Annotated in this window: 9 protein-coding genes; 5 read left to right on the forward strand and 4 right to left on the reverse strand. The window is 64.3% G+C overall.

The window, feature by feature from the left end:
- Positions 1-9 precede the first annotated feature (9 nt).
- Entirely contained in the window at positions 10-1,062 is a 1,053-nt protein-coding gene (locus tag ACSU1G_RS00970; protein ID WP_439278035.1) for an AI-2E family transporter, read from the reverse strand.
- A gap of 176 nt (positions 1,063-1,238) precedes the next feature.
- Here ACSU1G_RS00970 and ACSU1G_RS00975 point away from each other — a divergent pair, with 176 nt between their 5' ends.
- Together ACSU1G_RS00975 and ACSU1G_RS00980 are read left to right on the forward strand one after the other, a co-directional pair.
- Entirely contained in the window at positions 1,239-3,128 is a 1,890-nt protein-coding gene (locus ACSU1G_RS00975; protein WP_439278036.1) for a glycosyl transferase, read from the forward strand.
- Positions 3,125-4,069 (forward strand): tetratricopeptide repeat protein, encoded by a 945-nt coding sequence (locus ACSU1G_RS00980; RefSeq protein WP_439278037.1) that lies wholly within the window; start codon positions 3,125-3,127, stop codon positions 4,067-4,069. Before ACSU1G_RS00975 ends, ACSU1G_RS00980 begins: the two co-directional genes overlap by 4 nt.
- A gap of 4 nt (positions 4,070-4,073) precedes the next feature.
- Here the strand turns inward: ACSU1G_RS00980 and glgB are convergent, their stop codons facing one another.
- The 3 genes from glgB to glgX all read right to left on the reverse strand — a co-directional run bounded on the left by glgB (position 4,074) and on the right by glgX (position 10,487).
- A complete protein-coding gene (gene glgB, locus ACSU1G_RS00985) occupies positions 4,074-6,260 on the reverse strand; it encodes a 1,4-alpha-glucan branching protein GlgB (RefSeq protein ID WP_439278038.1) in 2,187 nt (728 codons plus the stop codon).
- Positions 6,257-8,350, reverse strand: a complete 2,094-nt coding sequence (locus ACSU1G_RS00990; RefSeq protein ID WP_439278039.1) for a maltotransferase domain-containing protein — start codon at positions 8,348-8,350, stop codon at positions 6,257-6,259. The genes glgB and ACSU1G_RS00990 overlap by 4 nt, the downstream gene beginning before the upstream one ends.
- A 64-nt stretch (positions 8,351-8,414) precedes the next feature.
- Positions 8,415-10,487: a glycogen debranching protein GlgX gene (glgX, locus tag ACSU1G_RS00995; protein ID WP_439278040.1), complete on the reverse strand. Its 2,073-nt coding sequence runs from the start codon at positions 10,485-10,487 to the stop codon at positions 8,415-8,417.
- Between the two features lie 92 nt (positions 10,488-10,579).
- On the opposite strand from glgX, the gene ACSU1G_RS01000 reads away from it, so the two are divergent.
- The 3 genes from ACSU1G_RS01000 to ligA are packed head-to-tail and all read left to right on the forward strand — an operon-like array spanning position 10,580 to position 15,219.
- The gene (locus ACSU1G_RS01000; protein WP_439278041.1) at positions 10,580-11,755 is read left to right on the forward strand and encodes a cysteine desulfurase family protein; all 1,176 of its coding nucleotides are present in this window, start codon (positions 10,580-10,582) and stop codon (positions 11,753-11,755) included.
- A 9-nt stretch (positions 11,756-11,764) separates the two neighbouring features.
- The gene (gene mnmA, locus ACSU1G_RS01005; RefSeq protein ID WP_439278042.1) at positions 11,765-12,862 is read left to right on the forward strand and encodes a tRNA 2-thiouridine(34) synthase MnmA; all 1,098 of its coding nucleotides are present in this window, start codon (positions 11,765-11,767) and stop codon (positions 12,860-12,862) included.
- 41 nt (positions 12,863-12,903) lie between these two features.
- Entirely contained in the window at positions 12,904-15,219 is a 2,316-nt protein-coding gene (ligA, locus tag ACSU1G_RS01010; RefSeq protein WP_439278043.1) for an NAD-dependent DNA ligase LigA, read from the forward strand.
- Positions 15,220-15,270 lie beyond the last annotated feature (51 nt).

Genomic DNA, 15,270 nt, shown 5'->3' on the forward strand with positions numbered 1-15,270 from the left:
GACCGAGCCTCAGCGCTCGTTCATCCGTGGAATGAGTACCTGACGGTAGATGATCAGGATGCTCGCCGCCACCGGAATCGCGATGAGGGCGCCGAGCAACCCGAGCAGTGAACCGCCGGCGAGGGCCGCGACGACGACGACGGCACCCGGTACCGAGACCGCGCGGCTCATGATGCGCGGCGAGATCAGGTACGCCTCGATCTGCATGTAGATGAGGTAGTAGATCGCGGCCGCCAGAGCGGTGGCAGGCGAGCCGAGTCCGGGGATCAGGCAGGCCAGCACGATGATCGTCGAGCCGGTGAGCGTGCCGACCAGGGGGATGAGCGAGAAGAAGAACGCGATGACGGCCAGCACCGCAGCGAACGGCGCACCGATGATGTTCAGATAGATCGCGCTCAGCATCCCGTTGATGACGCCGAGCGTCACCTGGCCCATCACGTAGTAGCCGACCGAGTCTGTGATCTGTTCCGCGAGATCGATGAAACGAGGACGCTTGGATGCCGGTATCAGCTGGTACACGGATCGTTTGAGTGAGGGAGTCGAGGCCGTCAGATAGATGGTCAGGATCAGCACGATGAAGGCCCCGAACAATCCGGTGACGATGTTCACGCTCGCGGCGATCAAGCTACCGGTGATGTCACCCATGTTCTCGAGTAACCAGCTCTGCGACTCGTCCAGCACTCGATCGACATCAAGTGCGGGAAAGACACCCTCCAGCCATTCGCGAAGATCTTCCCAGATGTTATTGCTGCTCTGCACCAGCCGTGTGATTTGCCGGACCAGCTGTGACACCTGGTCGATGATGATGGGCAACACGATCAGAACGATCCCTGCGAAGATTCCCAGGACTCCGACGATCGTGATCAGCACGGCCAGCCAACGGGGGAGCTTTCGGCGTTCGAGGAACGAAATGACGGGATCAAGGCCCAGGCTGATGAACAGGGCGGTGCCGACGTAGAGCAGCACTGTCGACAACGACTCGACACTGCCGATGAGCAGTATGCCGAGCCCCACGCCAAGCGTTGCCACCAGCGCGGTGCGGAACGGGTTATGAACCTTCATGCTTCTCCTCGACAACAACTGATCTCAGGGTAGTAGCCATCGGGCGGTCAGCTTCTGCGACGTGCCGATCAGATACGTCCGGAACTCCTGGTAGTCAACACTCAGCCAGTTTCGATAGTCTGAAATGTCGAGCGGAGACACGGACGAGGCGTCCGGGTCACGTAAGGAGACTTTTCGTGCGTTTTGTTTGGGCCGTCGTGGCCTTCGTCCTGGCCACGCTTCTCATCGGAGCAGGCATCGCTCAGCGAACCATTTTCATGGGACCCTCGGCGCAGCAAGTAGAGATCAGCGTCGAGGAATCGGCTCCATATCTGCTTGTTGACGGTGCAGTGCTTCGCGAGCACGCCGGTCAGCAGACGCTGCTCATTCGCGGAGAAGGCGACATCTTTGCCGCCTACGGACGCACGGCCGATCTTGAAGCCTGGCTGTCGGATGCCACATACAACTCGGTCACACCTGGCGATGACGGGACGACAGTGACCACGCTGGTCGAGCCGATCGTCACTGAAGAGGTCCCGGCTGAGGAAGTTCCTGCAGAGGAAGTCCCGGCTGAGGAGACCGGCCGAAACCCGGCAGGCTCTGACCTCTGGCTCGATTCATTCAGCGAACCGGATCAGCTGATCACCGACATGCAGCTGCCCGAGGGCATGAGCGTGCTGATCGCGAAAGACGGCACTGCAGACGCTCCGGAGGACATTGTGGTCTCCTGGCCGCTGGACACCTCTACGCCATTGGTGGGGCCGCTCATCGCCGTAGGCGCTGCGGTGCTGCTGTTCGGCCTCGTCATGTATGTTCTGGCGATCGGTCATCAGCGTCGGGGCCGCGGTCCGCGCCGAAAGGGACCTGGACCGCTTCCGCCCACGGAGCCGATTGATCTCGCGATGGAGCCCGCACCCGTCCGTGCGCAGATCGAAGCCCCCGCGGATGACGCACCGGTGGCCGACGCAGAACCGACGCAGAAGAAGGACGAGTCCACGACCGAACGTCGGGCTTCCCCAATGCGCAGAAGATTGCTTGCGCTTCCTGCGCTCGGCGTCGCAGCGCTGCTGTTCGCCGGCTGCTCGAGCGACTCATGGCCGCAGTTCGGTGGGGCGACACCGTCGCCGTCGCCGTCTCCTACTGTGATCACGCCGGAGAATCAGAAGCCGCCGGCGGTCACCGAAGCGCAGGCATCCCGCATTCTGCAGAACATCGCGACGACGCTCAGCGAGGCGGACGCCGCGCTCGATATCGACCTTGCAGCCACGCGCCTGGATGGTGCTCCGTTGGACGCCCGACGCACGGACTACACGTTGCGCGCGGCCCTCACCGACCGTGTGCTGCCGTCCGCCATCCCGACCGACGCGATCGAAGTGCTGCTCCCGCAGGCGACCGACAACTGGCCGCGAACTGTCCTCGCTCTGACTAAGAGCAAGAGCGACGACACCGTGCCCCCCGTCATCCTCACGATGACGCAGAGCGACCCCTGGTCGGACTACAAGGTCACCAACATCGCTGAGATGCAGGCATCGGCCGAGGTGCCGCAGCTGGCTCCGGCGTGGTTGGGAACCAGTCTCATTACTGAAAGCGCAGCGGCCTTCCTCGCGCTATCTCCGGATGAGCTCTCCGCGGCATTCGCTGACGTGGTCGATGAGGGCGAGGCAAGCGAGTATTACTCCCTCTTCGACCCGGTGGCGATCACGCTCGCAGACTCGATCAAGGCCAGTCGCGATGCCGTCGTCCAGTCGCTGGTCGACAATGGTGCCGCCGAGACTTCGAGTACTGCATTCGATATCGCCCCCAGCGCAGCATCGCCGGTTGCACTGGCCACGCTCGACAGTGGAGCGATCGTCGCGGTATCTCTCGTCGACAGCGAAACTATCTCGCCCACCTCCGACGACGCGGTGATCAGATTCGGCGATAACCCAGAGGCCAAGACCCTCACCGGCGCCGAGGAAGCGTCAAAGGGCGTCGTGACCACCTACGGCCTGCAGTTGTTCTTCTCCGTTCCCAGCCAGGGCTCGACGGCGCAGGTTCACCTTCTTGCCGTGCATCAAGACATTCTCAATGTGGAAGTGATCAAGTGAGCGATATCTCTGCTTCGGCCCTTCGTGGTGCCGTAGACCTCTCGACCCTGCGCAATCGCCCAGTGGCTCCTCAGAATCCTGCCACGGTGTCTACCGAGGCAGGAGCAGTGGCCACGGGCGGATTCATCGTGGACGTCACCGACGCCACGTTCGGACAGATCCTGGAACTCTCGCGCACGGTACCGATCGTCGTGGATCTGTGGGCCGAGTGGTGCGGTCCGTGCAAGCAACTCAGCCCTGTGCTGGAGAAGGTCGTCACCGAACTCGGCGGCCGGGTTGTGCTCGCGAAGGTCGACGTCGACGCAAACCCTCAGCTCGCACAGAGCTTCAAGGCACAGTCGATCCCGATGGTGGTCGCGCTGATCGCGGGACAACCGGTGCCCATGTTCACGGGTGCGGTGCCAGAGGAGCAGGTCCGTCAGGTCTTCGACCAGCTGCTGCAGATGGCTGCGCAGAACGGTGTGACCGGATCGGTCAGCGGCGAAGCGACCGAGCAGAACGAAGAAGCGGAGCCCCAGGAGGCTCCGTTACCGCCGTTGCATGCCGAAGCATTTGCCGCCATCGAAACAGGTGATTTCGCCACGGCGATCACAGCCTATGAGAAGGCTTTGGCAGAGAACCCTCGTGATGAGGATGCTCGAGCGGGTCTCGGCCAGGTTCGATTGCTCGACCGTGTGCAGGGAGTGGATCTGCAGCAAGCGCGTGCCGCTGCCGCTGCCGCTCCGCACGACCTGGAGGCGCAATTCACCGTTGCCGACCTCGACATCTCCGGCGGGCACGTCGACGATGCTTTCGGTCGGCTGCTCGATCTCTTCGCAGAATTGCCCGCCGACGAGCGGGTCCCGGTGCGGCAACGCCTCGTCGAACTGTTCGGTCTCATCGGCGACGCGGATCCCCGCGTGGCCGCGGCGCGCAACCGGCTGTCATCGCTCTTGTTCTGACGCCTCAGACGCTCAGCCGCTCGGTGCGATGGCGCAGCCAGATCGTCGACAGCGCTGGCAGCGTGATCTTCGTCGTCGGTGTGCCGTGGTCTCCGGTGATGTGGGCAGCCACGCGCCCATAATTGCCGATGCCGTGTCCACCGTATTCGGTGGCGTCCGTGTTGAGGATCTCGTCCCAGAGACCTGCCACTGGCAGATCAAGTGCAAGACCTGTGCGTTCCACACCGGCGAAATTGCTGATCACGATCACGCGTCCGCCATGCGAGTCCCGTCGCTCGAACGCGATCACGTTCGGGTCCCAGGATGGGGCACCCAACCGGCGGAAACGAGTGCTGTCGCTGTCGCGTTCCCAGAGCGGCGCAGTGCTCCGGTACACGGTGTTCATTGCGCCGACGAAGTGTTGAAGCTGCGCGTGCGCCGGCTGTTCGAGGAGCCACCAGTCCAAAGCCCTGCCCTCTGACCACTCGGACAGCTGACCGAACTCCTGCCCCATGAAGAGCAGTTTTTTACCGGGGTGCCCCCACATGTAGGCCAGGTATGCGCGGACATTCGCCAGTTTGTGCGCGTGGTCGCCCGGCATCTTCGACAGCAGGCTTCCCTTGCCGTGCACGACCTCGTCATGGCTGATCGGTAGCAGGTAGTTCTCGCCGAACGCGTATACGAACGAGAACGTCATCTCGCCCTCGTGATGTGCGCGGTACATCGGATCGCGCGCGATGTACTGCAGCGAGTCGTTCATCCAGCCCATATTCCACTTGAACCCGAAGCCCAAACCGGCGCTGTCGGTACGGGCGGTGACACCGGGGAAGCTGGTGGACTCCTCAGCGATCATGACGATGCCGGGGTGCGCGCGGTACGCGGTGGTGTTGACCTCCTGCAGGAACCGGATCGCCTCGAGGTTCTCCCGGCCGCCGTGGACGTTGGGCTCCCACTCGCCGTCATTGCGGGAGTAGTCCAGGTACAGCATCGATGCCACGGCGTCCACGCGCAGCCCGTCGATGTGGAACTGATCCAGCCAGTAGAGGGCATTCGCGACGAGAAAGTTTCGCACCTCGGGACGGCCGTAATCGAAGATCAGCGTGCCCCAGTCCTGGTGCTCGCCTCGTCGGGGATCCGGATGCTCGTACAGCGGACGTCCGTCGAACCGGGCGAGCGCGAATTCGTCCTTGGGGAAGTGCCCTGGTACCCAGTCCAGCAGTACGCCGATGCCAGCCTGATGTAGCCGATCGATGAGATATCTCAGATCGTCGGGGGCGCCGAAGCGCGCGGTGGGCGCGTAGTAGCCGCTTACCTGATACCCCCAGGACCCGCCGAATGGATGCTCCTGGAGCGGCATGAACTCTACGTGAGTGAAGCCGGTTTCTATGACGTGCTCGATGAGGGGATCGGCGATCTCGCGGTACCCCAGCCCTTCGCGCCAGGAGCCGAGGTGCACCTCGTAGATCGACATTGGCTGGGCGACGGCATGAGTGGCCGCGCGCCTGGTCATCCACGCGCCGTCCCGCCACGAATATGCTGAGAACGGCACGATGGATGCTGTCTCCGGAGGCATCTGCGTGCGCCGAGCCATCGGATCTGCTTTGAGGATCCAGCGACTCTCCGGCGTGAGGATCTGATACTTGTACTGCGCACCGGGGGTGACGTCGGGGATGAACAACTCCCAGATCCCACTGCCACCCATCGAACGCATGCTGTGACCCTCGCCATTCCAGGCGTTGAATTCACCGACCACTCGCACGGCCTGAGCATTCGGTGCCCAGACGGCGAAAGAGACGCCGATCTCGCCGTCGATCGGGTGGGAGTTCGCGCCGAGGACCTCCCAGAGCCGCTCATGCCGTCCCTCCGCGATCAGGTGCAGGTCGAGCTCACCGGTGGTGGGGCGATGGCGGTAGGGGTCGCCTGCGACCTCTTCCCTGCCGTCGTATACCGTTGCGACGCGATAGGAGAGTGGGGCGCCGTCGTGCTGTCCCTCCCATATGCCGTGAGCGACATGTTTCAGAATGAGTCGAGCACCATCCGTGAATACCGCAGTCACTTCGTCCGCCAATGGCCGTCGGACTCGAATCGTCGTGCGGGTTCGACCCGCGGAGTCTGTCGTTGGATGAGCGCCGAGCACATCATGCGGGGCATGGTGAGAACCCGTAGAGATCGCCGCCCATTCGGCGGTGGCGATACCGGTGGTGTCGATCATGATCGCTCCTTCACCCTGAGGATGTGCACCGGCTCGGCGAAAGAGTCGAGACGCACGAAGTTGTGGTCTGCCCAGGTCCACACTGCACCGGTGACGAGATCCTCGACGTCATACTGCACACCGGGTTCTATACCCCAGATGCGGGTGTCGAGGTGCACCGTGGTCTCTCGCACGGAGTGCGGGTCGACGTTGGCGACGACGATGATCGTGTCTGGCTTGCCGTCTTCGGTGAACGCGCCGTCGAGGTGCTTCGAATAGACGAGGATGCCGTCGTCGTCGCTCCAATGCACCGCAAGGTTGCGCAGTTGGAGAACTGCCGGATGCTGACGGCGGATCTCGTTCAGGCGGCGTAAGTACGGAGCAAGCGAATCGCCGGCGACCTCGGCAGCGGCGAAGTCACGCAGCTTGTACTCGTACTTCTCGTTGTCGATGTTCTCCTCGGAGCCAGGACGCGCCACGTTCTCGTATAGCTCGTACCCGGCATATACGCCGTACGTCGGCGCCGCTGTCGCTGCGATGGCAGCGCGGATCCGGTATGCGGCCCTGCCCCCGAACTGCAGATACTCGGTGAGGATGTCTGGCGTGTTCACGAACAGGTTGGGACGCAGATAGTCGGCGGTCTCCTCGGCGAGTCCGGTGAGGAACTGCTCGAGCTCCCGCTTGGTGTTGCGCCAGGTGAAGTAGGTATAGCTCTGCTGGAACCCGACAGCGGCGAGGCCGCGCAGGGGAGCCGGACGCGTGAACGCCTCCGCGAGGAAGACCACATCCGGATGATCAGTGGTCACCCGGAGGATCAGCCATTCCCAGAACCACAGCGGTTTGGTGTGGGGATTGTCGACCCGGAAGATCTCCACGCCCTGAGCGATCCAGTGCTTCACAATCCGCAGCACTTCGTCGCGCAAGCCCATTGGATCACCGTCGAAGTTCAGCGGATAGATGTCCTGGTACTTCTTCGGCGGGTTCTCTGCATAGGCGATCGTGCCGTCGGGGAGGGTGGTGAACCACTCCGGGTGCGAGCGCACCCACGGGTGGTCGGGGGAGGCCTGCAAGGCCAGATCAAGGGCCACGTCGACACCGAGCTTTCGCGCCTCGCGCACGAAGTAGCGGAAATCGGCAAGCGTTCCGAGGTCGGGATGTACGGTGTCATGACCACCCTCTGCCGCTCCGATCGCCCAGGGCGATCCGGGGTCGGCGGGTCCGGCATCCAGAGTGTTGTTCGGTCCCTTGCGGTGCGTTCGTCCGATCGGGTGGATCGGCGGCAGATAGAGCACCTGAAAGCCCATGTCGGCCACGGCGGGAAGCCGTTTCGCGGCGGTGCGGAATGTTCCGCTCTTGATCGTGCCGTCCTTCTGCCGCTTCGCGCCCTCGGAGCGGGGGAAGAACTCGTACCAGCCGCCGACGCCCGCGCGCGTGCGTTCGACCACGATGGTCTGATCAGCAGTTGCTGAGGACATCGAGAAGAGCGGGCGTGCGGCAAAGAGACCAGCGAGGTCGGGGTCGGTGGCCACGGCCAGCGCGGTTTCGGCATCCGTTGTGCTGAGCGTAGACGAGGTCGACGCGAGGCGCTTGCGTTCTGCCGGGGTGCGCGTCTTGTCGGTCGCCGCGCGCGTGAACAGATCCTGACCGAGGGCCGCCATCACCTCGACGTCGACATCCACGGCGATCTTCACCGCAGCAGCGTGCGCCCAGGTCGCGTAGTCATCGGCGAATGCTTCGAAGCGATAGTGCCAGACGCCCTGTGCCTGCAGCGCGATCTCAGCCTGCCAGCGGTCAGAGCCGTCCTCCAACGCGCTCAGGCGATGCAGGCTCTCCTCGCCGTCGGGCGCAGTGAGTCGAACGTGTACGCCGATCAGATCATGTCCCTCGCGGAAAGCGACGACGCAGAACGGCACGACCTCCCCGGAGAACGCCTTCGCCGCAAACCCGCCTGGGGCACTAGGGCGGGGATCGGCCAGCGGGATGCGCCCGGTCAGCGTGCCTTCGCGCTCGGGGACTGCCGTCCCTTCGCGCTCTTCGACGGCAGAAGGCCGCAACGGGATCTGTGCGGGGCTTCTAAGCGCCGCGGGACGATTGCCAGAACGTGCAGCCACACCCTGAATGTACCGCGCCTGGCATGTCCTGGACACCCGTCCGGTAAAGCAATTCCGCTTAACGTCACTCGACGCGGAACAACCTCATGGATGTGCCGGGGGTCGGGAGTACATCCCCGGGCGCGAACGTCTCCGCCCTGTCGCTGGGGCGTTCGTCCGCGCTCGACCACAGCGACACGAATCGCGTGGCACCTTCGACCTTGTCTGGCAGGGTCACATCGATGGGCGCTTCGATGCCGTGGACGATGAGCAGGATGCGGTTGAACTGCTCGTCGACCGGCGTGGATGCTGCGACATACTGCAGCGTGCGGTTGCCCGGATCGGTCCAATGGGACTGTTCCATCGTCTCGCCGTCCTGGTTGTACCAGTCCATGACGGAGGCATTCGGAGTGTGCTCGCCGGCGCGCGCGTAGCGACTTGGCCGCAGCGCGGGGTTCTCACGTCGCAGCCTGGTCAGCGTCTGGACGTGGGCACGGAGATCCTCCTGCCAGTCCTCGTGCTCCCAGCTGAGCCAGGTGAGAGCGGAATCCTGAGCGTAAGCGTTATTGTTGCCGCGCTGTGTGCGGCCGGTCTCATCACCGGCTGTGAGCATGGGGATGCCGGCGGACAGCAGCAGAGTACCCAGCAGGTTGCGCATCGCCTTACGGCGGGTGGCCTTGATCGCTGGATCGTTCGTCGGACCCTCGATGCCGTGGTTGAACGCACGGTTCATGTCTGCACCATCGCGGTTCTCTTCGCCGTTGGCTTCGTTGTGCTTGACGTCGTAGGAGACCAGGTCACGCAGCGTGAATCCATCGTGTGCAGTGACGAAGTTCACACTGGCGAGGGGGCCACGATCTTCGCTGAAGGTGTTTGAGGATCCGGCGAGGCGTGTCGCAAAACCGCCGATGCCGACTGGGGCCGAGGCGCGGCGTGCGTAGTCGATGTCGCTCAACCAGAAGTTGCGCACGCGGTCGCGGTAGCGGTCGTTCCACTCGTGCCAGCCGGCGGTGAAGTTGCCGGTCTGCCAGCCGCCGAGACCGACATCCCATGGCTCAGCGATGAGTTTGACGTCCTGCAACGCCGGGTCGTCGCGGATCGCAAGGAGAAGCGGATGCTCCGGCGTGTACTCGTGTGATGCGTCGCGGCCGAGCGCTGCGGCCAGATCGAACCGGAATCCGTCGATCTGCATCTCGTCGGCCCAATAACGAAGGGAGTCGAGGACGAGCCTGGCGCCGGCATCCATTGCGGTGTTCAGCGTATTTCCGACCCCGGTGGTGTCGATATAGACGCCGTCGGGCTGCTGCCGGTAGTAGCTGGCATTGTCGATTCCGCGCAGGCTCGATCGCGGCCCGCCAATGCCCTCTTCGGAGGTGTGGTTGTAGACGACGTCGAGGATGACTTCGAGACCGGCCTCATGCAGCAGCCGCACCATGCCTTTGAACTCGGTGAGGATCGCCTCCGGACCTTCCTTGCGGGCTTCGTCGGTGGCATAGGCGGCGTGCGGAGTGAAGAAGTTGAGGGTGTTATATCCCCAGTAGTTGGTGAGTCCACGCTCGAGTAGACGAGGCTCGGGCACGAAAGCGTGCACGGGGAGCAGTTCGATCGACGTGACGCCGAGAGATTGGAAGTACTCGATCATCGCCGGGTGGGCAAGACCGGCGTAGGTGCCGTGCAGGGCCGGCGGGACATCCGGATGCCGCTTGGTCATGCCCTTCAGATGAGCCTCGTAGATCACGGTCTGATCGAGGGGAACCTGTGGTTTCTTGGACTCGCCCCAGTCGAAGCCGTCGACGATGACGACGGAGCGCCACTCTTCGTAGCCATCGCCCTGCGCGAGACCGCGCGCGTAGGGGTCGAGCAGAAGAGTCTCGGGGTTGAAGGTGTTGCCGGGGCCATGGGGGCCGCCGACGCGGATTGCATATCGCGTGCCGGGCTGCAGCAGTTGCGTCGTCACTTCCCAGACACCGCCTGGTTGGCGCTCCAGCGCGACCTGATCCGTCACCCAATCGAGGTCGGTCTCGTCGAAGGTGACGAGCTCGATCGACGAGGCGTTCTGCGACCAGACCCGCAAGGTCGCGGTGCCGTCGTGCAGACGCACGCCGAGGTGGTCGAGGGTGGTGCCACCGGGAACGGCGGGCAGACGGGACGCGGGCATGAGTACACATTAGGCGGGATGCATTGAAGTCTCATGTCAGGTCGCACTCAGTTCCATGCACCGAGCCGCGAAAAATGGGGGAGAGTTAAGGGATGCGGTTCTATCTCGATCATGCGGCCACCACGCCGCTTCGCCCCGAGGCACGTGAGGCGTGGCTGGCGGCTACTGATGTCGTCGGCAACGCCTCGTCGACGCACGGCGCAGGGCAAGACGCGCGGCGACTGCTCGAGGAATCACGTGAGCGGATCGCCGCAGTGCTGGGCTGTGACCCGATCGAAGTCGTGCTGACCTCGGGCGGGACGGAGTCGATCAACACCGCGCTGCGTGGGATGTGGGCATCTCGTCGCGCGGGTGCAGACGCGATCGTTCTTCCGGACGGCGAGCATCACGCGACGATGGACACCGCCTCGGCGCTTGCGCGTGAAGGCGCAACGGTGCGCGCGGTGCCGATCTCGACTGTCGGACGTATCGAGCCGGCAGGCTTCGCCGCGGCGCTGCCCGGCGCGGCGCTGGCCACTGCGCTCATCGCCAACAACGAAGTCGGCACGGTGAACGACGCGGCGATGCTGGCGGCTGCAGCCGCCGCTGCGGATGTGCCGCTGCATCTGGATGCTGTGGCCGCGATCGGTCATTTGCCGCTGTCATTTCGCGAACTGCGTGCGGATGCCGCGGCGGGTGCTGGCCTGGTTGCGATGAGTGTCGCCGGTCACAAGGTCGGTGCCCCCGTCGGAGTCGGTGCGCTGGTCGTGGCGCGCACGGCTCGGATGGCACCGCTTCTGCATGGAGGCGCACAGCAGCGTGGACTGCGCGCCGGTACTCAGGATGTCGCTGGGGCCGTAGCTTTCGCCGTCGCGCTGGAGAGCGGCGAGGCAGAACGCGAAGCGGAGGGCATGCGGCTGCGCGTGTTGCGCGACCGCCTGATCGAAGGCATCCGCTCGGCCGTCCCCTCAGCCGAGCTGCTGGGCGACCCGATCGGCCGACTGCCGAACAACGCACATGTGCTTTTTCCCGGCGCGGTGGGGGAGAGCCTGCTCTTTCTGCTGGACGTCGCGGGGGTCGCGGCATCCACGGGATCTGCGTGTCAGGCGGGCGTCGCAGAGCCCTCGCACGTCGTGATGGCGATGGGGCGCAGCGAGAAAGACGCTCGCAGCGTGCTGCGATTCACGCTCGGACGTACATCGAGCGAGGCCGACGTCGATGCGGTACTCGCAGCGATCGCCGATGCCTTTTTGCGGGCATCCGGTGCCAGCACAGGAACACGCTCGTAAACTGGAACAATGCGAATTCTTGCGGCGATGAGTGGTGGAGTGGACTCTGCCGTCGCGGCAGCGCGCGCTGTCGATGCTGGGCACGACGTCACCGGCGTGCACCTGGCCCTTTCTCGGGCAGGTGGAACACTGCGCACCGGCAGCCGCGGCTGCTGCACGATCGAAGACGCCATGGATGCGCGTCGTGCGTCCGATATGCTCGGCATCCCGTTCTATGTGTGGGATTTCTCCGAGCGCTTCCGTGACGAGGTCATTGACGACTTCATCAGCGAGTATCAGGCGGGGCGCACCCCGAATCCGTGCATGCGCTGCAACGAGAAGATCAAGTTCGCAGCGCTCCTCGAACGAGCGATCGAGCTCGGCTTTGACGCGGTCTGCACCGGCCATTACGCGACGCTGATCGATGGCGAAGGCGGGCTGGAGCTGCACCGCGCCTCGGACAATGCCAAGGACCAGTCGTATGTGCTGGGCGTGCTCACCACTGAGCAGTTGGCGCACACCTACTTCCCGCTGGGCACGACGCCGTCGAAGGCGATTGTGCGGGCGGAGGCAGCCGAGCGGGGGCTGACCGTCGCGCAGAAGCCGGACAGTCACGACATCTGCTTTATCCCTGACGGCGACACCCGTGGCTGGCTGGCAGACAAGGTCGGCGCCGAGCAGGGCGAAATTCTCGATCGCTCTGGTTCCGTTGTCGGTTCGCACGACGGCGCGCATGCGTTCACTGTCGGTCAACGTCGCGGCCTTCGCTTGGGCGTCCCGGCGGATGACGGCAAGCCTCGGTTTGTGCTTGAGGTGCGACCGGTGTCGAACACTGTCGTCGTTGGGCCGAAGGAAGCGCTCGCGATCGCGGAGATCTCGGGGGAGCGCTATTCGTGGGCGGGCGCTGCGCCGGTGGCGGCTGAGTTCGAGTGCCACGTGCAGATTCGCGCGCATTCGGAGCCGGTACCTGCTCGTGCCACCGTTTCGGATTCCGGAGTGACGGTCGTGCCCGAAGTGTCGCTCGATGGAGTCGCCCCTGGGCAGACCGCGGTGCTCTATCTCGGCACGCGCGTGCTCGGCCAGTTCACGATCGATCGGACCGTGTCGGCGGTGCCCGTCGGGGCGTGAGCCGCTCGTCGGATGTCGGCACTCGCTCGTAGACTGAGAGGGTGCCGGACAACAACCTGCTGGAAGACGCCCGCGTAGAAGCCGAAGAGCTGACGACGCGCATTCTGGGCGCGAAAGACGCGTACTACGGACGCGACACCTCGGTCGTCGATGATGCGACCTACGACGGCTGGATGCACCGGCTCGAAGAGCTCGAGCGGCTGCACCCCGAGCTGCAGGGTCAGGACTCGCCGACGCAGATGGTCGGGGCCGCCGAATCCACGGGTCTTGCGACGATCGAGCACGCCGAGCGGATGCTGAGTCTCGACAACGTCTTTTCCATCGAGGAACTGCGTGAATGGGCTGCGAAGACGACGGCGGCTTCGGGGCGTGAAGTTGCCTGGCTCACCGAGCTGAAAATCGATGGCCTCGCGATCAACTTGCGCTACGAGAACGGTGTGCTGACTTCGGCGGCCACGCGTGGTGATGGCCGCGTCGGTGAGATCGTGACGGAGAACGCACTGCGGCTGGCAGACATCCCCGAACGGTTGAGTGGCGAGGGGCATCCGTCGATCGTCGAAGTGCGTGGCGAGGTATTCATCCCGGTTGCGGCCTTTGAACGGCTGAACGCCGCTCAAGCATCGTTCCGCGAGCGTGCGTATGCCGACACTTTGGCGCGCTGGGAAGCCCGCGGCGGCGCTAAGAAGCCCTTCGAAGAGGAGAAAGCGCGAACGGCTGCTGCACGGCGCTTCCCTTCGTTCGCGAACCCGCGCAATGCTGCCAGCGGTGGACTCCGCCAGCAGATTGACAAGAAGGACGGCCTGGAGCTCGAAGCGGGCCTTCTGCGGGTGAACTCGCTGTCACTGTATGTGCACGGTATCGGTGCGTGGCAGAACCCGCCGGTGGCGGCGCAGAGCGAGGTCTACGATCTGCTCGCAGCATGGGGCTTGCCCACCAGCCCGCATTCGAAGGTATGCCGAGGCATTGATGAGGTCTCCGCGTTCGTCGAGTACTTCGGCGAGCACCGGCACGACATCGAGCACGAGCTCGACGGCATCGTCGTCAAGGTTGACGAGCTGGCGCTGCATGATGAACTGGGAATGACGAGCCGCGCCCCGCGCTGGGCGATCGCCTACAAGTACCCTCCGGAAGAGGTGCAGACCAAACTCCTCGACATCGTCGTCTCGGTCGGTCGTACCGGTCGCGCGACGCCATTCGCCGTGATGGCACCGGCGCATGTCGCCGGCTCCGTCGTTCGGCAGGCGACGCTGCACAACAAGGATGTCGTGAAGGCCAAGGGAGTACTCATCGGCGACACCGTTGTACTGCGCAAGGCAGGAGACGTGATTCCCGAGGTATTGGGCCCGGTGGTCGACAAACGCGACGGTACCGAACGCGAATTCGTGATGCCGGTCGGATGCCCCGAGTGCGGCACGCCGTTGCGCGCGATGAAGGAGGGCGACATCGACCTCCGTTGCCCGAATGCCCGCTCGTGCCCGGCGCAGGTGCGAGGGCGGGTCGAACACATTGGCTCGCGCGGTGCACTCGACATCGAGGCGTTGGGCGAGGTGACGGCTGCGGCCTTGACGCAGCCGACGTTCCCCGCTGTCCCGCCGCTCGTCACCGAAGCGGGGCTGTTCTCGCTGACATTGGACGAGATCGTGCCGATCGAACTCTTCGTCAGGGATGCCGAGACCGGGCTGCCTAAGGAAGACGATGACGGAGTGGTGAAGACACGCTCACCGTTCCGCCGTAACCCCACGCCTAGCGAGAAGAAGAACGGCATCAACGCGATGCAGCCCTCCTCCCAGGCGGTGACTCTGCTCGCCGAGTTGGAGAAGGCGAAGACCAAGGAACTCTGGCGTCTGCTGGTCTCGCTGAACATCCGTCACGTCGGGCCCGTTGCCGCACGTGCGCTCGCGCAGTGGTTCGGATCGCTCGACGCGATCCGTGCGGCATCCCGCGAGGAACTCGCCGCAGTCGAAGGGGTCGGCGGGATCATTGCTGACTCGCTGCTGGACTGGTTCGAGATCGACTGGCATGTCGAGATCGTCGAGCAATGGTCGGCGGCCGGCGTGCAGTGGACGACGCCCGGTCACCCTGGCCCTGGAGCGGCGGTCGTGCAGGGGGGAGTGCTCGACGGGCTCACCGTCGTCGCCACCGGTTCGCTCGATGGCTACACCCGCGATGGCGCGCAAGAAGCGATCATCAATGCCGGTGGCAAGGCGGCATCCAGCGTCTCAAAGAAGACAGACTTCGTCGCTGCGGGCCCCGGTGCCGGTTCAAAGCTGGCGAAGGCTGAGGATCTCGGTCTCCGCATCCTCGACGCCGCCCAGTTCCACATCCTGGTGACCGAAGGCCCGGCCGCGCTGGACTAGTCCGCCCTGGATTGGCCCGTGCACAACTTCGGAGCGGAAACACGAAACGCC

The sequence above is a fragment of the Microbacterium sp. A93 genome (assembly GCF_051842835.1).

Bases quoted from the DNA above. Each gene is read 5' to 3' on its own strand.
- glgB (WP_439278038.1), bottom strand. From the start codon at position 6,260: ATGATCGACACCACCGGTATCGCCACCGCCGAATGGGCGGCGATCTCT.
- mnmA (WP_439278042.1), top strand. From the start codon at position 11,765: ATGCGAATTCTTGCGGCGATGAGTGGTGGAGTGGACTCTGCCGTCGCG.
- ACSU1G_RS01000 (WP_439278041.1), top strand. From the start codon at position 10,580: ATGCGGTTCTATCTCGATCATGCGGCCACCACGCCGCTTCGCCCCGAG.
- ACSU1G_RS00970 (WP_439278035.1), bottom strand. From the start codon at position 1,062: ATGAAGGTTCATAACCCGTTCCGCACCGCGCTGGTGGCAACGCTTGGC.
- glgX (WP_439278040.1), bottom strand. From the start codon at position 10,487: ATGCCCGCGTCCCGTCTGCCCGCCGTTCCCGGTGGCACCACCCTCGAC.